This window comes from Nostoc sp. 106C (genome assembly GCF_002154725.1).
In the GTDB taxonomy this organism is placed as follows: domain Bacteria; phylum Cyanobacteriota; class Cyanobacteriia; order Cyanobacteriales; family Nostocaceae; genus Aulosira.
Genome location: NZ_MTAW01000128.1, coordinates 1 through 20,321 on the forward strand (window position 1 = coordinate 1; position 20,321 = coordinate 20,321).

17 protein-coding genes and 1 pseudogene are annotated in these 20,321 nt (G+C 40.3%); 7 read left to right on the forward strand and 11 right to left on the reverse strand.

Going from position 1 to position 20,321, the window contains the following annotated elements; all coding sequences use genetic code 11:
- Positions 1-218: 218 nt before the first annotated feature.
- Positions 219-380 (forward strand): annotated as a pseudogene (locus BV375_RS38225) (IS701 family transposase); the annotation flags it as partial.
- 73 nt (positions 381-453) lie between these two features.
- Here BV375_RS38225 and BV375_RS19525 read toward each other — a convergent pair.
- Entirely contained in the window at positions 454-2,619 is a 2,166-nt protein-coding gene (locus BV375_RS19525) for a peptidase domain-containing ABC transporter (protein ID WP_086763345.1), read from the reverse strand.
- Between the two features lie 568 nt (positions 2,620-3,187).
- Here BV375_RS19525 and BV375_RS37000 point away from each other — a divergent pair.
- Positions 3,188-3,331, forward strand: a complete 144-nt coding sequence (locus BV375_RS37000) for a hypothetical protein (protein ID WP_166507481.1) — start codon at positions 3,188-3,190, stop codon at positions 3,329-3,331.
- 18 nt (positions 3,332-3,349) lie between these two features.
- Here BV375_RS37000 and BV375_RS38760 read toward each other — a convergent pair whose 3' ends face one another.
- The 5 genes from BV375_RS38760 to BV375_RS19545 all read right to left on the reverse strand — a co-directional run bounded on the left by BV375_RS38760 (position 3,350) and on the right by BV375_RS19545 (position 7,505).
- A complete protein-coding gene (locus BV375_RS38760; protein ID WP_279432940.1) occupies positions 3,350-3,484 on the reverse strand; it encodes a hypothetical protein in 135 nt (44 codons plus the stop codon).
- A gap of 183 nt (positions 3,485-3,667) precedes the next feature.
- Entirely contained in the window at positions 3,668-4,252 is a 585-nt protein-coding gene (locus BV375_RS19530; protein WP_086763347.1) for a Uma2 family endonuclease, read from the reverse strand.
- Positions 4,253-4,262: 10 nt separating this feature from the next.
- A complete protein-coding gene (obgE, locus tag BV375_RS19535) occupies positions 4,263-5,291 on the reverse strand; it encodes a GTPase ObgE (RefSeq protein ID WP_086763349.1) in 1,029 nt (342 codons plus the stop codon).
- A gap of 259 nt (positions 5,292-5,550) precedes the next feature.
- Positions 5,551-6,267 (reverse strand): Mo-dependent nitrogenase C-terminal domain-containing protein, encoded by a 717-nt coding sequence (locus BV375_RS19540; RefSeq protein WP_086763351.1) that lies wholly within the window; start codon positions 6,265-6,267, stop codon positions 5,551-5,553.
- Positions 6,268-6,437: 170 nt separating this feature from the next.
- Positions 6,438-7,505, reverse strand: a complete 1,068-nt coding sequence (locus BV375_RS19545; protein WP_086763408.1) for a sulfate ABC transporter substrate-binding protein — start codon at positions 7,503-7,505, stop codon at positions 6,438-6,440.
- 604 nt (positions 7,506-8,109) lie between these two features.
- On the opposite strand from BV375_RS19545, the gene BV375_RS19550 reads away from it, so the two are divergent.
- Positions 8,110-9,216, forward strand: coding sequence for a glutamate--cysteine ligase (locus tag BV375_RS19550; RefSeq protein ID WP_208099151.1), 1,107 nt, complete (start codon positions 8,110-8,112; stop codon positions 9,214-9,216).
- A 387-nt stretch (positions 9,217-9,603) separates the two neighbouring features.
- Here BV375_RS19550 and BV375_RS19555 read toward each other — a convergent pair whose 3' ends face one another.
- The 4 genes from BV375_RS19555 to BV375_RS19570 form a co-directional block, all read right to left on the reverse strand.
- Positions 9,604-10,299, reverse strand: coding sequence for a class I SAM-dependent methyltransferase (locus tag BV375_RS19555; RefSeq protein ID WP_086763355.1), 696 nt, complete (start codon positions 10,297-10,299; stop codon positions 9,604-9,606).
- 193 nt (positions 10,300-10,492) lie between these two features.
- Complete coding sequence (locus tag BV375_RS19560; protein ID WP_086763357.1) at positions 10,493-11,599, reverse strand: iron-containing redox enzyme family protein; 1,107 nt, start codon at positions 11,597-11,599, stop codon at positions 10,493-10,495.
- Between the two features lie 391 nt (positions 11,600-11,990).
- A complete protein-coding gene (locus BV375_RS19565) occupies positions 11,991-13,835 on the reverse strand; it encodes a penicillin-binding protein 2 (RefSeq protein WP_086763410.1) in 1,845 nt (614 codons plus the stop codon).
- Between the two features lie 339 nt (positions 13,836-14,174).
- Positions 14,175-14,660, reverse strand: a complete 486-nt coding sequence (locus BV375_RS19570; protein ID WP_347812727.1) for a hypothetical protein — start codon at positions 14,658-14,660, stop codon at positions 14,175-14,177.
- Here BV375_RS19570 and BV375_RS39030 point away from each other — a divergent pair.
- The 4 genes from BV375_RS39030 to glgB all read left to right on the forward strand — a co-directional run bounded on the left by BV375_RS39030 (position 14,659) and on the right by glgB (position 19,161).
- Positions 14,659-14,991 carry a hypothetical protein gene (locus BV375_RS39030; protein ID WP_347812728.1) on the forward strand — a complete coding sequence of 111 codons (333 nt, stop codon included), beginning with the start codon at positions 14,659-14,661 and terminating at the stop codon, positions 14,989-14,991. The genes BV375_RS19570 and BV375_RS39030 overlap by 2 nt on opposite strands.
- Positions 14,992-15,554: 563 nt before the next feature.
- Positions 15,555-15,839, forward strand: coding sequence for a hypothetical protein (locus tag BV375_RS19575; RefSeq protein ID WP_208095702.1), 285 nt, complete (start codon positions 15,555-15,557; stop codon positions 15,837-15,839).
- 512 nt (positions 15,840-16,351) lie between these two features.
- Positions 16,352-16,660, forward strand: a complete 309-nt coding sequence (locus BV375_RS19580; protein WP_086763359.1) for a hypothetical protein — start codon at positions 16,352-16,354, stop codon at positions 16,658-16,660.
- 206 nt (positions 16,661-16,866) lie between these two features.
- Entirely contained in the window at positions 16,867-19,161 is a 2,295-nt protein-coding gene (gene glgB / locus BV375_RS19585; protein WP_208099150.1) for a 1,4-alpha-glucan branching enzyme, read from the forward strand.
- 132 nt (positions 19,162-19,293) lie between these two features.
- Here the strand turns inward: glgB and BV375_RS19590 are convergent, their stop codons facing one another.
- Positions 19,294-20,310 carry a fatty acid desaturase gene (locus tag BV375_RS19590; RefSeq protein ID WP_086763361.1) on the reverse strand — a complete coding sequence of 339 codons (1,017 nt, stop codon included), beginning with the start codon at positions 20,308-20,310 and terminating at the stop codon, positions 19,294-19,296.
- Positions 20,311-20,321: the final 11 nt, after the last annotated feature.

A 20,321-nucleotide genomic window follows, 5' to 3' on the forward strand; every position in this document is an offset into this window, starting at 1 on the left:
GCTGGACTGATTAACTATGAACTTGCTCTTTTTTCTTGATTCATGCAAGAGGTCTTTTGCGTAAGCTTATCCCTCTTTTGTCACTCTCGCCAAAGTATAATTAAGTGCGATCGCAAAAACTAAGACAGAGAGTATGGTTGAGCCTCGCCCAGCTGCACCCACAGTAAAATTTGTGGACGAGTACTGCAAGTTAATCAAAAACTATTTCCAGAAGTGAGAAGCCATTTACGCTATTTAACTTAATTAAACCCTGGTTAAGTGTCTTTACAGTTCCTAAGCTATCTGAGGGATTTTTTGATCTTCAAATGATTGTTAATAATCTGACTCGCTCAATTTTGCAAAACTTCAATATACCTTATTTCTATTTTTCCTCTGCCTAGAGTGATAAAAAAGGTGCAATTACCTTAACTTCTCACGGATGGTCAAAGTGTTTCTTATTGCTGGCTCCTACAGCTAAGGAGTTAAAAAATCCAAATGAGCGCCTGATTTTGAGCGCAACTGTTCTGGAGTACCTTGCATGTTTACTTTACCCTGTTCTAATAGCACAATCCAATCAGCGCGATTGATGACTCTGGGACGGTGACTGATTAGAATTGTGGTCTTGCTTTGGCGATAAAATAACAGCTTATCCAAAACATAAGTCTCAGTTACAGGATCGAGATTAGCAGTTGATTCATCTAAAATTAGGATTGGTGGATCGGTAACAATTGCTCTTGCAATTGCTAATCTTTGTCTCTGACCTCCGGAAATACTTGCACCGAATTCTCCCAAAACAGTTTGATATTTGTCTGGTAGTTGACTAATAAATTCATCTGCTTTTGTTAGTTGACAAGCTGTGACAATTTCTTCAAAAGTCACGTGGGGCGCACCCAAGCGAAAGTTAGCAATAATTGAACGACTCCAAAAGTGAGGTTCTTGGGGAATTAAAATCACTTGCTGGCGCAGACAATCAAGAGAGAGGTCTTGGCGGTTATAAATACCAAAACGGATATTACCAGATTCCAAGTTATAAAGTCCGGCTATAAGTTTAGATAACGTACTTTTGCCACAGCCAGATTCACCAATTAAAGCCACTACATGACCACCTGGAATAATCAGGGAAAAGTCTTCTAATAATTCAAGTTGACCGGGATAGTTAAAATTAATTTTTGAGCAAACTATATCAGCATCAGCAGCTATCTTGACAAAGGGTTTTTGAAAATCTTCTTGTTGGATTTCAGGTTTAGCATCAATCACTTCATTCAGACGTTCAGCAGCTGTTCGTATCCAAATAATTTGATTAATAATCGCTACTAAATCAGTCATTAAGCGAATTACATTTTGAGTCAAACTATAGGAAGCTACTAATTGACCAATACTAAGTTCTTTAGCAAACACTAATTGGCTACCAAACCAAAGTATGCCGACGCTACCAAGAACCGAAGTAGTATCAGAGAAGGTTTGGTTTGTAATTGCTAATTGGATCGCACGAAATGTTAAGTTTGCTACACTGCTAGAACGAATTTGCAGTTCCTCCCAAAGTTGTGGCGCTGCTGTGGTCGTTTTGAGAGTAATTGCTCCTTTAAAGGTTTCAACTAAAATTGCTTGTTTTTCACCTTCTTGAGCTAATATCTGTTTAGTTTTTTGCCGCAAGTGTGGGAAAAGTGCAATAGTTGATATTATCATTAAAATAATAATGAAGGTAACAGCTAACATTAACTTCCAACTATAAAATAGTAATAATCCCAAAGAAGCTATCGCAATAAAAAATTCACTGGGTAAACTAACAAATAGCTGGGAAATCACATTTCTAATGCGTTGAATATCATATAGCCGACTGATAATTTCTCCACTACGATGGGTTTCATAATAAGTCAGGGGCAATAGCAAGATTTGGCGCACAAATTCCAAAACTAAACCTAACTCCAGCCGTTGGGCAAAGTGTGCTATTAAGTTAGACTGGACGAGTCTGAGACTGCTACTGATGAGGCTCATCACCGCAACAGCAATTACTACAGCATTGAGTAGCCGAGTATCTTGCCTAACTAGCACATCATCAGTCAGGATTTGAATAAAGAAGGGAGAAGTCAGGGCAATTAGACCGAGAACAAAGTTAAGCAACAATGCTTCGGACAGAATTGACCTATAAGGCAAAAGACGGCGCAAAAAGTGTCCTAAACCATGAACTTTCTCGTCTTGTTGTTTGGCAAATCTTACTTGATCTACCTCCAGCAACAGCATGATGTAGTTTTGCCAGCCTTTGGTTAGTTCTTCACGAGATAAATAACGCACACCAATTGCTGGGTCTGGGTCGGCAATGACATACTTGTTGCCTCGTTTGCCATATAGAACCACCCAGTGATAGCCCAACCAGTGAATAATCGCAGGTAGAGGCATAATATCGATTTGCTCAAGAATCTCTGGTGTTGCTTTCACACCTTGGGCGTTGAAACCCAGTGCCTCGGCTCCTCTCCTCAGCCCTAATAAAGTAGTTCCTTGTTGCCCAGTCCCCACGAGTTCGCGGATGTAACTCATCGTTAGGGTACGACCGTAGAATTTTGCAACAGTGGCTAAGGATGCTGCCCCACAGTCGGATTCGGCAAGTTGTAAAACACATGGATATTTAGCAAATCTGACCATTTTGCAGAATTAGCTGGAAGGATACATCTGGTAAATCATAACTATGTATTTATTAACTAGTAATTACGTATAAATACTTAAACTGTAATCTGGAAATAAAGTTTTCTTCAATGTAGTGACGCTTAAATATTTTTTGAGTTATGAAATTAAGTAACACAGTGTTATTTATAGCTAACGCTGCTGAATTAAATTCAAATTGTAAATTAGGCTACAAGCCTTAATTGACAACATTAAAAGTTCAAAATTACCAAAACAGAATCCGAGGATTACTTATGTTATTCAAAAAGCAAGCTAAAAAGGACACCAAAAATCATAACTTAGGATCTTTACCAGTTGTGCGCTTGAATGAAAAGGAAATGTCTAACGTTTGTGGTGGACCTCCTGCTTACCTTTGAATGAAAAGGAAATTTTTAACCTCTAGTGTTAGAAGGCCAAATCCAGAACTACAGGGTTTGAATTACGTTAACTCTGTGTAATCTAGCTTAATATTTAGAATGAGAGCCTGGAGTGTGCTTTAAATTACCTCTCCAGGTTTTTTTGTGAGTCATTTGTTAGGTGACACTATTTTATGTACACTGACCCTCATCTAGACTTACTCCGTCCAATCCACAGTAAGCAATTTCTGCCTCAAATTAGTCTTTGGACAACGTTGGGGGGTTTATTGCTAGTCGGGACGGTAGGTGCTGCTGTCACTCTTGCTGCAATCACCTAGTACGATAAGTAAGTCAACCTAATTAAACATCAAACGCTCAACTGGATACTGACCTTGCTTGGCTCTATGATTTATACCCTCAATAATAGCGATCGCTAATTCATATTCATCCTCAAAAACTCGGACTGCAAGCTCATCTCGCTTGAGATGCAACCATTCGTTACGGCACTTGCTTCAAGTCGGCAAAGCCGCCCAACGCAGTGCCTCTTCAATGCGATTCATTTGGGGGCTATAGGGAGGTAGAAAAAAGATGTACAAACCTACTCTCTGTCTTAGTTTTTGCGATCGCACTTAATTATACTTTGGCGAGAGTGACAAAAGAGGGTTATTCCATCACTATTCTTCAGCATTAAAGTCTACATTATCGTAAATATCAGCCAGCGAAATTTGAAAACAAACAGAAGCTAGGGATAAAATTACATCGCCATCTTCATATTCCGAAAATATCCATTTATTGTTTTCTGTTTTAAAGTATTGCTCAACGTGCATCTTATATTGGTCAATCAGAACATACTCCTGAAAACTAGAAATTGTCCGGTAAGCAGCAAACTTTTCATCCCTGTCATAACTTTTAGTAGATTTTGACAACACTTCAGCAATAAATACTGGATTGATAAGAGTGTCGCGTCTTCCTTCCTCATACTCCAAAGGAGTTTTCACCATCATCACATCAGGATAAGTGTGAATTCGCCTGTTAGGAATCCAGAGACGTTGGTCAGTGAAAAAGACTCGATAAGGTTGGCGCTTGAGAGCAAAATTTAACACACTATAAAAGTTGCCAGCTATTTGATTGTGATTTGGTGTTCCACCTGTCATAAGAATAATTTGACCATCAATATATTCATGGCGTTCCTCAGAATTAACCTCTAGTTCTAGGTATTCTTCGGGTGAATAATATTGTTGTGTCTGTGCAATGGTCATAGAATTTCACCTAACCTAATACTTCGACTTCTTCAGCAGCATTAATTTGATCAAGAATTCCCCAAAGTTCCTGTAACATCGGCTCTAACCCAGTGCGAGTCACTGCTGAAATTATGAAAACCGGAGCATAAGAGCGATGATTTAATTCGGTAGCCAACGCTTCTAAATCTAAAGTTTCTCGATCAACTGCATCAATTTTATTCAATGCTAAAATTTGCGGACGTTCTGCTAAACCCCGTCCGTAGGCTTTTAATTCTTGCTGAATCGTGATGAAGTCACCTACTACATCTTCACTCGTAGCATCAATCAAGTGCAGCAGTACCCTTGTGCGCTCAATATGACGTAAAAAATCGTATCCCAGCCCCGCCCCGTGAGAAGCCCCTTCAATCAATCCGGGAATATCAGCAAAAACTGTACCATCGCCAGAAGGTTTACGTACTACGCCCAAATTTGGGATGAGGGTAGTAAAGGGATAGTCAGCAATTTTAGGACGCGCGGCTGACAAAGATGAAATTAAGGTAGATTTGCCAGCATTTGGTAACCCAATAATCCCCACTTCTGCCAACAGTTTTAATTCCAAGCGCAATACTTTCATTTCCCCTGGTAAACCGGGGAGGGCGTATTCTGGGGCGCGGTTGCGGTTACTTAAGAAATGCTGATTTCCTAATCCGCCTTTACCGCCTTCCGCAGCCCGAAAACGTTGTCCAGGTTCGATTAAATCCTCTAGCAAAGCACCTGTTGAGGCATCATAAATAGAAGTACCGCAAGGAACTTCGATGATTAAATCCTTTCCTGATGCTCCAGTGCAATTATTTGGACCGCCACGTCCACCATGTTCTGCCTGAAAGCGATGATTGTATCTGAAGTCCAGCAAAGTTTGTAGGTTTTCTACAGCTACAAAAATTACCGAACCGCCTCGCCCACCATTACCACCTGAAGGGCCGCCCGCTGGTACATACTTCTCGCGTCGGAAGGCAACAATGCCATCGCCACCTTTGCCAGCTTCTACTTCAATTACTGCTTGATCGATAAATTGCATAATTAGTCATTTGTCATTTGTCATTTGTCATTTGTCACTAGTGCTCTATGTCATTAATGTTGGTGAGTTCGTAGTGAGTTAGCACGGTCTTGGGGGTTCTCCTCCAATCCCCACTTTGTGGAGGTCCCAAGTCCCTCATCAGCGACTAACGAACCCGTTCAGGACTTTAGTCCTGTATTTTCAAGCACTAAAGTGCTTACTACGAACTTATTCACCTAGGAGAACTAATGACTGATGACTAATGACCAATGACTATTAATTAAATATATGGCGAAACATCCTCACCACAGTCATCTGCCAAATAGGAGAGGGCGCGAAAACGTAAGCCTACCATTTGTTCATAAAGAGGGTTGATTTTACATAATGGCGGAATATGCACAATTTTGCGTCCAAACAGTGTCACATCTCGTTCAAAGGGACACTGTGAAGGAATCATTTTACATAAAAAGCGGGCAACTCTAGGGTCTTGAATATCGAGTCCATCCATCCAATCGCGCAGGGGATCGAGTGCATCATGGGGAGGTGCATAGGGCGCAATTGTTAAGGATGGTTGCTCGGATGGTTCTCGCTGTAGGAAACTGTCTATTGCAGAATCCAGATGTTCTGTGTGTTCTAAAGTATGACGCAGAGCTTCGATTAAATCCTTTGGTTGTCCTAAAGCTTGGCACAACTGTTGCAGAACTTGGTCTTCGCTGGGAGAATATGTACCATCTGCGATCGCGACCATCACAGCTGTACGCAAAAAATTTTCTGCTGCTGATGTACCTTTGCCCAAAATAATAGCTAGTTCTTCTGGTGTGATCACTTCCAGCGAATCGAAGTTAATACTGGGAGCTAATTCATTCTCAGTGATACTAGCAATTAATTGCTTTTCATGAGCGTCAAAGTCACCATCTGCCAGAGCAATAGTGAGCAATCCACGCAACCAGGCAGCAACTTGTTCACTACTATAGGGGGATTGAACGACACTTTTCATAAACTCATACCTCAAGCTGTCCTCAGTCCATACAGTACATACTAAGCTACCTTTAAGGTAATTAAACTGTTACATATTTAACTTTAAAGACTGTGAAAATTTGTTTTTTATTAGCCTCCACGAGAAATAAAAGTAAACGAGGAGGCCGCAGAAGTGGGTTTTTAATCCTGTTAAGCTTTTTGAGAGCGAATTTTGTCAAAGATAGCACCCTCATCAAAGAATTTTTTCTGAATCTCGTCCCATCCTCCTAAATCTTCAGCTTTGAAGAGAGTTTTAATTTTAGGAAAATTGCTTTCCGTTTCTTTTGCGATTGTCAAATCCACAGGACGAAATCCTAATTTAGCAAACTCTCGTTGTGAATCTGGAGTGTAAAGAAATTGGATAAATGCTTCTGCAATAGCGCGATTCCCATGTTTATCGGTATTCTTGTCTACAACAGCAACAGGATTGTCGATGGAAATATTTACTTCAGGCACAATATATGAAACTTTTTCACCATATTTTTTTGCCAATAAAATCATTTCATTTTCATAGTTGAGTAAAACATCACCCTGTCCTTCATTGAAGAACAGTTCACTGGCACTGCGAGCAGTTTTAGGCAACAAAGGTAGATTGTTATAGACTTTAGAAATCAAGTTGATTGCTTGATTCTCATCACCGCCAGTTTGTGTCACAGCACCCCAAAGACTAAGGAAGTTCCAACGCGCACCGCCAGAGGTTCTGGGATCGGCTGTAACTACCTTCACGCCATCTTTTGCTAAATCTGCCCAAGTTTTGATATTTTTCGGATTACCCGGACGAATAGCGATCGCGTCTACAGATTGAGTAACAATGGCATTATTAGGTGCTTCCTTCTCCCAATCTGGTTGAATAAAACCTGCTTGAACCAGTTTATTAATGTCAATGGCAAGTGACAGGTGTACCACATCAGCTTCTTTACCATCAATCACAGCCAGAGTCTGAGAACCAGATCCATCGTAGCTTTGATTGAAAGTGATGTTTTGGTTATGTTCTTTTTTCCACTTTTTTATAAACTTGGGAATGATTTGCTCATATGCAGCACTAGTAACCGAGTAGGAAACAAATGTGAGGTTGACATCACTATTCGAGGTTACAGCAGCAGTATTTGCATTTTTATCGACTTTACCTCCACACGCAGCCAGCACTAAACTCAAGCTCACTCCTAGCAAAAATAGAGATACCAGGTTCCACAAAGAATACCTGTGCCACTTTTTCATCGAGTGCAAAGTTTGAACTAACTCAATGAAGCGGTTCCTTAATTTAAAATTACTCTGCCACAGATTCATCAATTTTTTATCCTTAAACTGCGGTAACTTGACCGAAATACAGTATTTTAAGAGCATTATAAGGCAGTAGCTAAATACACATAACCTTTTTTTAATCTAATTTTAAATAAGTTACTAAAAGGCAAATTATTTGGACAGTACCAAAGAAATTATCAAGGTGTAAGAGTGACAAAATCGCTACTACGCAACTTTTCGTCTTCCTTAAAAAATATTGATAATTTTTCTAGTTAAACTGCTAGCGCCTCAGCATTAGAAAGTAGATTAAATCATATTTAATTTGAAAATAGCTGAAATAATTGCAGCAAATGTTACAGTTTTTCTAGACTAACTATTGCGAATATATCTCATATAACTAGCTTGCTGTTGACGAAGAGAAATTCTCTACTAATAAGTAGACAAATACCTTAACCAGCATCTTGGCCATGCTTTTGAAATTGCTACAAGATTTAACCTGCACTTTGAGTGAAATTTTATCTTCAAATTAATTGCATGGCATGAGATTGAAACTAAGCCCAAATATTTAAGGAATATAATGATGTTTTCTTTTGGTATTGAACATGAGGTCGCTTTCCTTAATAAAGAAGGAAATATTGCTGATTTCTCTGAGACCAAATTTGCTGATTTCAATCAAATTGTCGAAAGGTTACCCTCATACCCCGATGATTATGCTCAATTACGTGTAGGTGATGCTGGTATTAGAAATAAGAGGTGGTATATTGAAGGATTTGAAAGATTTGCTGACTCTGATAAGGTTATAGATTGCTTACCTAAAGGAATTGAAATCAGAACAACTATACACTCTAATATTCAAGGTGTGATTAATGAATTATCAGAAAGTTTTAGCTTATTGCGTGATGTCGCTGCTAATTACGGTTTCTCACCCATCTTGACGAGTTTTAATCCCTACAAAACAGTTTTTGAGCCACAACCACCATTAAATGATTATGAAATAAAATATCTCCAAGCTTATCCTGACGAACACACTGCCAATATTTATATGGTGAGCTACGGGCCAGATTTAAATCTTTCCGTAGCAGACTTGTCTGTAAAAAAACTAATTGATATTGGCAGAAAGTTGACTTATTACAGTCCTTATATAGTTCCTTTTAGTTATAGTTCGCCTTTTTATGATGGTAGGTTGTGGGAAGGACTTTCGGTAAGAACATTTATTAGAACAGGAAAAAGACCAGCAACTTTAGTATTTGTAGAAACAGCAGAACAAATAATTTCAAGTGTTCCTTCATTGACAAAAGTCGCACGTATTCCAGCAGAAGTAGGCCGCATTGAATTTAAAGCTTTTGATAGTTGTGATGATTTTTCGCTTTACGCAGCTTTGTTAGCTTTGCTAAAAGGCTTAGTTTTAGACGAATCTTTGTTAGGTAGAGCAACTATTCCAGATGCAGCCTTACATCAAATTTCTGCAAAAGAAGGATTTGATAACGAAGAGATTTTTCTGAATGCAACTAAGATTTTAGAAGCAGCTGAGATTGCTCTTAAAGATGACCCAGATATGAATTTATTAATGCTATTGAAAATTAGCTTGAATAACCGTGAAACCAAAGCTCAAAAACTTATAAAAGAATATAAGCAATTAGGTTCTATAAAAGCAGTACTGAGGCAAACTTACTTACAATTTATATGATATAAATTTGACTTTTCAACTCAATTATTGTTTGTTAAGCTCAAGGCAAATTACGAGTGACTGATTATCACTCACACAAAGATAATCAGCCAAATTCTTGGATTTATGAAATTTTTTGCGTTGCTGAAACAAGGGATAAAATTTTGGCATAAAGATCTTAAAACCCTCATTCTCTTTGCGCAACGGACACTTTGACGGCAGTTGCTACAAGTCGGCAAAGTCGCCCAACGCACTGCCTCCTCTGCGTGCGACAAATCATCCCGCAAATATGCAACGCCAAATTTTGCAAAGATCAGCGTTCAAGCTAAACGATTGTAAATCTATCTACTATGAAAGTAAGGAATTGACAAGAATCGCAGTCATCAAAAATGCCTACTGTTGACTAGTTTACAAACTTGTCATTACCTGAGCTAATTCGTGAGATAAATCGGTTGTATTTTTTTGACACTTGTTAAATAAAACTCCAGCTAAGAAGTAATATTCACCAGAATAAAAAGCCATTTTGTGCTTCCGCAACTCTTCGATGTGTTGTTTAACTTTTGGCTCAGAGCTATAGTGACCAAATTTTAAAGGTAAAACTACAAAATTGTTCACTGTATATCCATGTTCTTGTGCCTGCTCAATTGTACTTTTAGGGTTAGAAAAGCTAGAAATTAAAAGTAGGGCATTTTCATAACCTAAAGATAAGAGATTGTTAGTAACTGTTGCTCCATCTATACCGCCAAATAGTAATGGCATATAAATATCTGGATCTGGTGCAGGGAGATATGGCGGATTAGCTACAAGATACTTGGCTTGAGGCTTAGAAGATTTAAATAAACATGAGTTATTGATAATATATTTGTTGGCGAGGTTATATTCATCGATTGTTAAATTGGCAGCTTTCCAGGCAGAGGTATTTAATTCAAATCCGTGTATTACTCCATCAAATTTATTCCTCAGCAATGAGTTGATGACAGGGCTACCATCACCTGAACCAAACTCAACAATCGAATCACCATTTTCACAATTCCTGAGAACTAAGTTTTCTAAACAATTGGAGTAGAAATTAGATTCTTCTGGACAAAAAAATATGTCTTTCATGTGACCTCGATTCAACTTTAATGTATAATCAATGTCGAAGAAAATCAGTTCTACTGCCTGAAAGCAATAGAAACTGTTTCTTTAGCGAACGCTTTGTCACTAAAGAAATTCTTTTCTGAGAAAAGGGGTAATATTGAATTAAAAATCTCAGCGCCGAAGCTGCTATTTTTAATTGCTATCTTTCATTTATGGGTCAGGTAGCTTGTTCAACTTCACGTATTGATCGGACAACAGCTTTCGCCGCGCGATCGCCCATAAGTTTTTCTTGGTCATAGCCAAGTACCAGTTCCCACGCATCATTGGGGTATTTTTCTGCCAAAGGCAAAGCCACATCATCCAACATCCAACGACCGTGGCGTTCATCTTCCCGAATGTGCAGTTCCCAATAACCCATCGCTGCCTCTGACAGTCCCAATCGTTGCGCCGCCGCTAAATAATTTCTATAAGCCGCTGGGCCAGCTACCTCAAAATAGGTCAATGCACCACTGTAGCGGAGAAAATAGCGCTTACGCTCCGTCGTTAAGAAATTATGATTATCACAAGCGAGGACTTCCCAAGGCACTAAATCAAAATATCCCTCTGGTTCGGTGTTCATGCCAAACTCAGTTAGCATTTGGGCAAAAAATGTCGAGTGCTTGCGAGATAAGCGACCGTTGCCGTATTCTTCTAAAAATACTCGCACCAGCGTACATTGCACTTCATTTGCCGCACCGCCTAAAATGGAGGTCATACGGCTACCTTCTACTAAGCCATCAAACGAGCCAATGGCTAGTAAGTGACGATAGCCAACTTCACTAATTTCTTCGCGAATATAGCGGCTATCCTGCGATAAAGTTGGATCTACATCAACAGATGCGCGCTCAATCAGTGCTTGTTTGACATCTAGTTGTTGCAGCGCTGACACATCGATTTGTGCCAGTTCCCACCCTTGCCAAGCTGCTTCGATTTGGTTGCGACACGAAGATATATAAAGCGATCGCTCGTTTTCATAGTGCCGCAAATCGTCATACCAAAACAACTTTAGCCGATTAATCCGATAGAGTATTCTTTGCAGAAACCGATGAGCCTGGTCATCACCATTAGCATTTTTATAAGCAGCATTGATTGCTGTTGAAAGCGTCTGCTCAAATTCCCAGATTTTCGCAGATTCTTTTTCTAGTTGATTATCTAAATTCTCCGTAGCTAGCAGTTCTATAAATTGCTGTTCAGCATTGTCATACTTAGTAGCTGTTATTTCCGCTATTTGCGTACTATTTCCTCTTCCCTTGAGGTTGGGGAATATAACTATATTGTTTCCCATGTAATCTTAGGTAGCTTTGCCAAAAGGTGAAAATTAATTCACCTTTAATATTTAGATTTTCATACCTGTAGCCTTTTGCATATCTTTCCTTGGTAATAAAGAAATGTGAAGAGTATATGAAGAAAGAGCAAACTCACAAATTTCAACTTAGATACTATATATTGTAGTTTTTTGTGGCAACATCAGTTAAAACTCGATGTTCAGCGCCAATTTACTTGATTTAAAGCATCACAGCTTATACAGTTTCCTCCAAATCGGCGTCATTCAAAGGGTGGTTATGCTTGTCGCCTACCGTCTTGGGGCAGAGGAAAACAGGTAACAAGCAGTATTTTCTTCCCCTTTATTGCTTATTCTCTCTATGCTTTTTTAAAATTATTCTTTCCTAAACTCCTCAATTTTGCGGAACTGTAGGCGTGGGATTAACTGGTAAACTAGGCGGAATTTGTTCAATCGGAATCAACGCTTCCATCACAGCCTTGACAATCGGTGCAGCGACGGTAGAACCATAGGCGTTTTCTCCTTTTGGCTCGTCCACTAATGCTAAAACAACATATCGTGGAGATTCCACAGGTAAAATTCCTACAAAACTGGTGATTCTAGCACCAGCTATGTAACCACCAGAAGCACTAGCTTTTTGCGCTGTACCTGTTTTACCAGCGATCCGATATCCCGGAATTTGTGCTACCTTACCAGTGCCTTCAGCAACCACAGTTTCCATCATTTCTACTACCCGTTGTGTTGTTGTTGAGGAGAAAATTTGGCGTGGTATGGGGCGGTTTGGGGAATAATGCATCTGCCCTTTATTATCAATTAGGCCGCGGACAACATGAGGTGTTACCAACTTGCCACCATTAGCTAAAGCTCCGTGCATTTGTACTAGCTGTAAGGGCGTTAAGGAAAAGCCTTGGCCAAAAGAGGTAGTTGCAGGTTCAATCGGTGACGAAATAAACTCTTCTTGACTTTTGAGACGACTACCGACCTCAAAAGGTAAATCTGTATCAACAGTTTGTCCTAGCCCTAAACGTTCCAGCCAGTTGTAGTAGACATTAGGCTGTAATCGCTGGATGATTTGCACCATGCCAATGTTGCTGGAATGTTGGAGAATTTGGGCAATGTTGATCTGCCCATAACTTTTATTTTCAGCATTTTTAATGATGCGATCGGCTACTTTGATCGCACCAGGATCGTTAAATAAATCGTCTGGTCTAATAACGCCATTTTCTAGAGCGATCGCTACATTTAAGGGCTTGAATGTCGATCCTGGTTCATAAAGATCTGCTACCGTCCAGTTTTTAAACAGTTCGATTTTAGCTTTGGAGTATTGATTTGGATCGTAGGTGGGTTGGGAAACTAAAGCTAGTAGGGAACCATCCGATGCATCCATCACAATTACTGCCCCTCGTTTTGCACCAAACTTTTCCATCTGTTGTTTGAGCGCAGAACGAGCTGCCCGTTGTAGGCGGCTATCGATAGTTAGTTGTAATTGCAAGTCATCAAAATGCAAAAATCCTTCTGGTGCATGATCTGGCATCAAAGCACCATTACCCGATCGACTTAACCGCACCGTTTTCACCGAACGTTCTAATAACTTCTCTTGACTATATTCCACACCTGCCTGGCCGCGACGGTCAAGATTCACGTAGCCCACCACATCGGCAGCTAAATCGTCTTGCGGGTAAAAACGCGCGTATTTTTGAATAAATTCAAAACCATTTAAATGTAAAGCAATTATGCGATCGGCAATTTCTTCGGGCAATGCCGGGGCAAGTGTAATTCCAGTTTTTTTACTTTCAAATGTTTTCACTAACTCAGCAGCATCTTTGTCTAAGAATGGAGCCAGACGCTTGGCTATTTCTTCATTAGACTTATCAAACAGCTTCGGATGGGCGAAGACAGTATATACAGGACGGTCAATTGCCAACAAATTATTACTGCGATCTATTACCGGACGACGGGGCATAAAAGGCCTCAAATTCACCATTTGCTGGTTTCGCGCCTTTTCTGTTAGCTTTGCTCCCCGAACGATTTGTAATTGATACAAATTGATCCCTAGCCCAAAACCAGCGGCAATTAGTACAGCCCATGCTATAAACAGTCGATTTCTAATATTAGCTACTTGGTCTTGGGTTTTAGAGGTAGGCGTCTCTGATAACTCCTGTTTAGAAACCCTCCTCCGCCTTGTAAAATCTGAATGACGAAAGTTCTTAAATTTACTTTTACTTGGTGACTTACGCATTGGATTTGTCCATTGTCCTTTGTCATTAGTCATTAGTCACTTGTCAAAAGTCAAGAGGCAATAGGCTAATACGTGCCTAAATTGGACATTTTTTCGTGTTCGCGCAGCGTCTTTGACAGGAGAAGACTGTCATTTGTCATTGGTCATTGGCCATTTGTGTTGACGAAGGACTAATGACAAAGAACGACCCTGACGAGTCAATATACAATTTAAATGCGTCACAGCTTAGGCAAGAGTCATGAGTTATTTCCTATCTCTTTTGCCTCCCTTCCCTGCTTCCGCCGCGGTCACCAATCTGAATCCTGATGACAAATGACCAACGACCATTGACTCTTAACTTTAATATCCCAGCGGCGAAGTAGTTTGCTGCTGCGCTTGTGAATCTGGCGTTGTCTTTGTTGGTGTGGAATTAGGATTTTGAGATGCTGGGGGCAAAAAAATCGTGCGATCTGGAGTTGGTAATACCAATCCTGCTGCTGGTTGTTCTGCTTCTTCAGCCATTTTGTTGGTTAGTGCAGCGTTAGTTGTGGTCAACTGTCGCTCATGACGTTGCAAACTTTGGAGTCTGCGGTATCCCTGGCTCCAAATTTCCTGAGAATATACTGTCCAACCATAGACCACTAGGGCTGATGCCACTAACAAAAATGCCACAACTGAAGAATAACGATGAAAGGCATAAAAGCGCAGTAACCACACAGGTAAATTCCTAGAACTATTCATTCCCGGAAGGTTAAGAAAGCCCAAGATTGGGCTGTTATGCACCGTACTTGACTGCCCTTTGAAATTGGCAGCTTGTTGTTTACCTGCGTGCACTGGTGGGAGCATGACTGACCCATTTGTAGCAGAAACAGATAAATTTTTTGATGAACGCCGTTGTCTTGTAGAGGGTACTGGTGGTTCAACAGCAACTGTAGACGCTTTTGAGGCGGTTGACTGTCGATGTGCCGAGCGCTTCCCTAAAGATAGGGAAGAAGCTTGCCGAAACCAATTACCCGTTGCAGAAACAGCTGATTTGCGAGCCGCAGCCATAACTTTTTGTTCAGGTTGGAAAAACTGGATTTTAGATTGGGTGTCTGTTTTTGCTAAGGTTAAAATCGCCTTGAATGCAATCAGCACAAATAATACCCTAAACTCTTTTCAGTGTTTTGATCGGTAGCTGCACCAATGTTTGCATCACTTAAGTATTGCAATGCTCGCTGATTGCGAGCTGCACTAGGACAGCTTGACCCTTTGGGCATCGTCTCTAAAGTATGGCAATGCTAAACAGCTAGCGGCAAGTGTCAGCGACAACATCACAATTTTTGGTATGATAGCTCGGTTTACTGCCAAATTTACAAAATAGCGGCGTTCAATTACTCATACCCATAAATCGGGAAACGCTGTTTCGAGTTCTTCTGCCACTTCTGTTTACAGTACTTTTTTCCCAAAATCCACATCAGACACTGGAGTGGTTAAGGGGTCTTACCCTTGAATGAGCGACAATATCCTAAGATGAGGGAGATGAGTTTAAAAAATCTGATCTTTAGTAATTAAGTTAGGTTTTTCTTGAGTTAAGAGAAACTGATTATTATAGCTGCTGGATATTGCAACTGTGAGAAAAAATCTTTTACATTGCCTTTAATATATATGCCTGAAAGCATTTAAAAAAAAAGCAACAAATAAGGTATCGTATTCATCAGGTGAAAATTTGTTCTTGCCACAATTGGTGAAAGAGGAGTTATGAAAACAAAAATCTTTGGTTTGGCTCTCATGTTAAGTCTGGCTGCAATTCTTGGAGCCTGCGAAGGTGGTGGTGAACCTGGTGGTACTGGCGGTACTACCAGCAGCCCAGCAGCTACAGGTGAACCAACTGATACTGGGGCCCCTGCTACTCGCTCCCCTAGCCCTGCCGCTACAGGGACTGCAACTCCTGGAGCTACTGGAACTGCAACTCCTAAAGCTACTGGAACTGCAACTCCTAAAGCTACTGGAACTGCAACTCCTACCCCTACAAAAACACCCTAGTTATAGCTAGGTTAGTAACAGCAGTCCTCACCATATGCCATAAGTAAATTTGGTGGGGACATAAGGTCTAAAGAATCTGCTGTTACTAAACACAAACTTGAGGATGCTTAAGTATCTGTTTAATTCAGACTGTAAGATAAAGGGCACTGGTGAAGACAGTTAATACTGTGACCAAGTGCCCTTATGCTGCGATCGCCTAAAAATATTCGACTAAAAAATTTATTAGTTGTTTAACATTTTGCCAGTGGCTGGTAATTTCTGCCACCCTACTCTAGTCTGCATTGCTAGACTAGGATGAGATTGTGTTGAAAATTTCTGTCAATATTATCGTTAAGCCCTCTTGGTTCTGTGCTATAAGCAAATTAAATATTACACTCATACTTAAAACTTCCAAAAAATAGCAAAATTAGTCCACCTGTTAATTGATAGGGGTCTAACATACTTAGGTAGGTTGGATAGAGAACAAACCTAAGTTAGATGGCGATCTGGACTCAGAACACCAAAGGGTAGCGATGAAGCGGATAAGATTTTTTGTTTTGAGCATTAGCATTGTAGTGGGGTTGACTAGCCATCTGAGGACAGCAGTTATGGCATTACCACCACCAGAGGATCTTCCAGAAGAAATCTTACGGACACAGATCATTATAGAAGCGCGATCGCCTATTGATGGTAAGCCATTAACTGCTGCCCAATACGCACAATTGCAAGAACAACTGCAAGTTAGCCCACCACGCAAACTAGATCCTAAAATTAGAGAACAGATTTTTTTGCTGCGAATACGTAAGGCTTTGCTTCAGATTTTTCCATTTTTAGGAATTTGATAAATTGGACATTTGTCAAGAGTCAAGATTCATTTGGCATTTGTCATTAGTTATTTCTTCCTTATCGCCTTTTCCCTTATCAGGTACTAGTTCATCATTTCTGAGGTACGATAACGGTGGCGACAAAATTGCAAATAAATGTAAAGAATATATATAAATTACAAAAGTAGTTTAATCAATCACTTTATTTCACGTAGGTAGCTTTAATGTCCATCACCACGATCGCCCCTGAACAGGTTAACAGCATCGTTTGGAATCAACATCAAGATCCCTTTGCAGTACTGGGTTCTCATCTTATAGAACAGAATGGCAAAAATGTCTGGGCTGTGCGAGCCTACCTACCAAATGCTAGTGCTGCGTGGGTAGTGATTCCTCAAGAACGTAAAGAATATCCGATGCAAACAGTGCATCATCCCCACTTTTTTGAATGCACGATTGAAACAGCAGAACTAGCAAACTACCAGTTAAGGATTAAAGAAGGGGATCACGAGCGCGTCACCTATGATCCTTATGCCTTCCGGTCTCCACGTCTGACAGACTTTGACTTACATTTATTTGGTGAGGGAAACCACCACCGGATTTACGAAAAACTAGGAGCGCACCTGACAGCAGTAGACGGCGTTAAAGGCGTTTATTTTGCTGTTTGGGCACCAAATGCGCGTAACGTTTCAGTGTTGGGAGATTTCAATCACTGGGATGGACGCCAACACCAGATGCGTAAGGGACCCACTGGCGTTTGGGAATTGTTTATTCCTGAATTGGGAGTGGGAGAGCCTTACAAATATGAAATCAAAAATTTTGAAGGACATATTTACGAAAAATCCGATCCCTACGGTTTTCAACAGGAACCCCGGCCCAAAACAGCATCAATTGTCACCGATTTAGATGCTTACACTTGGGCAGATCAAGACTGGTTAGAGAAACGCCGACACACCGATCCCCTCACCCAGCCAGTTTCAGTCTATGAAGTGCATTTAGGCTCTTGGTTACATGCTTCTAGTGCCGAACCACCTAAACTTCCGAATGGGGAGACTGAGCCTGTAGTTATTGTTTCCGAGCTTAAACCCGGCGCGCGCTTCCTGACCTACCGGGAATTGGCAGATAGACTGATCCCTTACGTTAAAGAGTTGGGTTACACCCATGTTGAACTGTTACCCATTGCAGAACATCCCTTTGATGGGTCTTGGGGTTATCAAGTAACTGGCTACTTTGCTCCCACCTCCCGTTTTGGTAGTGCCCAAGATTTCATGTATTTTGTTGACCAATGTCACCAAAATGGCATCGGCGTAATTGTGGATTGGGTTCCTGGTCACTTCCCTAAAGATGGTCATGGTTTAGCCTTCTTCGATGGTAGTCACCTGTACGAACATGCAGATCCTCGCAAAGGCGAACATAAAGAATGGGGAACTCTGGTATTTAACTACTCACGACACGAAGTCCGTAATTTCCTAGCTGCAAATGCGCTATTCTGGTTTGACAAGTACCACATTGACGGTATTCGTGTCGATGCTGTGGCTTCGATGCTCTATCTTGACTATTGCCGTAAACCAGGAGAATGGCTACCCAACCAGTACGGTGGCAGAGAAAACCTGGACGCAGCAGATTTTCTACGTCAGGTAAATTATCTAATTTTCAGCTATTTCCCTGGTGCTCTTTCAATTGCTGAAGAATCTACCTCTTGGCCGATGGTATCTTGGCCTACCTATACAGGGGGTCTAGGTTTCAACTTAAAGTGGAATATGGGCTGGATGCACGATATGCTGGACTACTTCAGCATGGACCCTTGGTTCCGTCAATTCCACCAAAACAACATCACCTTTAGTATGTGGTACAACCACAGCGAAAACTTTATGCTAGCTTTGTCCCACGATGAAGTGGTGCATGGCAAGAGCAATATGATTGGTAAAATGCCAGGGGATACATGGCAGAAGTTAGCTAATGTGCGTTGTTTGTTTAGCTATATGTTCGCTCACCCAGGCAAGAAAACCATGTTTATGAGCATGGAGTTTGGGCAGTGGAGTGAATGGAATGTCTGGGGCGATTTAGAGTGGCACTTACTGCAATACGAGCCACACCAACAGTTAAAACAGTTTTTCCAAGAGTTAAACCATCTCTACCGCAGTGAACCAACTTTATACACCCAAGATTTTGCTGAACCAGGATTTGAGTGGATTGACTGTAGCGACAACCGTCATAGCGTGGTTTCCTTCATCCGCCGCGATCGAGATTCGGAGAATTTTGTTGTTGTAGTTTGTAACTTCACACCTCAACCTCATTCCCATTACCGCATAGGAGTACCAGAAAAAGGTTTTTATACTGAGTTATTTAATAGTGATGCTCGTCAGTATGGCGGTAGCAACATGGGTAACTTAGGCGGTAAGTGGACTGATGATTGGTCGTTGCACAATCGTCCTTATTCGCTGGATTTATGTCTGCCACCTTTGGGAGTTTTAATTCTCAAATTGGATCACAAAAAGACAGCAGAAGCACTGGAATCCTAGTCAAGAGGGTGGGCATAGTCCCACCTTTTAATTATGCGATCGCTCTTGTGGTTGAATACATTGCGCAATGTATTAACTGTAAAGATCGCTTTTACTTTATGCATTGCAACCACAGATGGTCAGAGAGTCACATCATAGGTCAAAAGCCTGAGAATTCCATAAACGCCGCCAAGCTTCTGTAATTGTTAACTGGTTATAGTCTTGTGGAAAGTGCTTTTTCAGCAAATCGCTAACTAATGGATAGTAACAAGGGTGCATTGTTGGAAATAAATGATGTTCAGTGTGATAAGAGAAATTGTCATGAATCAGATTGAACAAGGGAGGTACTATTACAGATGTAGTACCTTGCACAGAATTATTCTGCGCTTTTACTGGATTGAGGTAATGATTTGTCGCTACATAAATGACTTCAATCACTGAAGCAATCAATATAGGTAATATCCCAACAAATAAGTACTTTAACCAGTTACATTCAACGGCTGCAAAAATTATAGTCTGGATTAAAATAATAATGCCTGTTTCAATAATAATTGAGAATTTTTCTTTGAAAGTATATGGTACTTGATAAGGAACTATATACAGCTTGCTTGTTGGTGAGATAAAAACAGCAATGAAATTACGCAGAATGTAAAAAACAAAATGAATATAAGCAAAAGGATTAATTAATCCAGGTAATAATTTATTTTTCTGTGGATAGAAAATCCAAGTGTAAATCCATTTAATCCAAGTTTTTTCTGAGGTTAACCATCGTCTATCAGGGTCTTGAAATGTTGCTGCATTAGGATGATGTGTTCGATGATGAATATGTATCCACATTGTCTGGGGGATAAAATTTATTCCCCAAATTAACACTTCTAGACAATGTCTCTGCCAAGATTTTGCCATAACTAAACCATGACTCAAATCATGAGCAAAAAAAACTAGACCAGGTAAGCTATTTCCTGACAATAAACTTGCAATCAAAAATATCCAAATATTATCGGAGTAGCGTGTTACGGTAATTGCTGAGATAAATAGCGAAAAATTAGCCAGAAAATACCAGAGATAACTTGGTTTTTTTTGAAAAGCTTCTTTTGGTAAGAAAGGACGGATAGTTTGAATATAGTATTTATCTGTATGTGTTAGGGGCTGTTGCTCTGTCGTATTCATAATTAAATTCT

Coding starts and splice junctions, on each gene's coding strand:
- BV375_RS19525 (WP_086763345.1), bottom strand. CDS start 2,619: ATGGTCAGATTTGCTAAATATCCATGTGTTTTACAACTTGCCGAATCC.
- BV375_RS37000 (WP_166507481.1), top strand. CDS start 3,188: ATGTACACTGACCCTCATCTAGACTTACTCCGTCCAATCCACAGTAAG.
- BV375_RS19530 (WP_086763347.1), bottom strand. CDS start 4,252: ATGACCATTGCACAGACACAACAATATTATTCACCCGAAGAATACCTA.
- obgE (WP_086763349.1), bottom strand. CDS start 5,291: ATGCAATTTATCGATCAAGCAGTAATTGAAGTAGAAGCTGGCAAAGGT.
- BV375_RS19540 (WP_086763351.1), bottom strand. CDS start 6,267: ATGAAAAGTGTCGTTCAATCCCCCTATAGTAGTGAACAAGTTGCTGCC.
- BV375_RS19545 (WP_086763408.1), bottom strand. CDS start 7,505: ATGAAAAAGTGGCACAGGTATTCTTTGTGGAACCTGGTATCTCTATTT.
- BV375_RS19550 (WP_208099151.1), top strand. CDS start 8,110: ATGTTTTCTTTTGGTATTGAACATGAGGTCGCTTTCCTTAATAAAGAA.
- BV375_RS19555 (WP_086763355.1), bottom strand. CDS start 10,299: ATGAAAGACATATTTTTTTGTCCAGAAGAATCTAATTTCTACTCCAAT.
- BV375_RS19560 (WP_086763357.1), bottom strand. CDS start 11,599: ATGGGAAACAATATAGTTATATTCCCCAACCTCAAGGGAAGAGGAAAT.
- BV375_RS19565 (WP_086763410.1), bottom strand. CDS start 13,835: ATGCGTAAGTCACCAAGTAAAAGTAAATTTAAGAACTTTCGTCATTCA.
- BV375_RS39030 (WP_347812728.1), top strand. CDS start 14,659: ATGACTGACCCATTTGTAGCAGAAACAGATAAATTTTTTGATGAACGC.
- BV375_RS19570 (WP_347812727.1), bottom strand. CDS start 14,660: ATGCTCCCACCAGTGCACGCAGGTAAACAACAAGCTGCCAATTTCAAA.
- BV375_RS19575 (WP_208095702.1), top strand. CDS start 15,555: ATGAAAACAAAAATCTTTGGTTTGGCTCTCATGTTAAGTCTGGCTGCA.
- BV375_RS19580 (WP_086763359.1), top strand. CDS start 16,352: ATGAAGCGGATAAGATTTTTTGTTTTGAGCATTAGCATTGTAGTGGGG.
- glgB (WP_208099150.1), top strand. CDS start 16,867: ATGTCCATCACCACGATCGCCCCTGAACAGGTTAACAGCATCGTTTGG.
- BV375_RS19590 (WP_086763361.1), bottom strand. CDS start 20,310: ATGAATACGACAGAGCAACAGCCCCTAACACATACAGATAAATACTAT.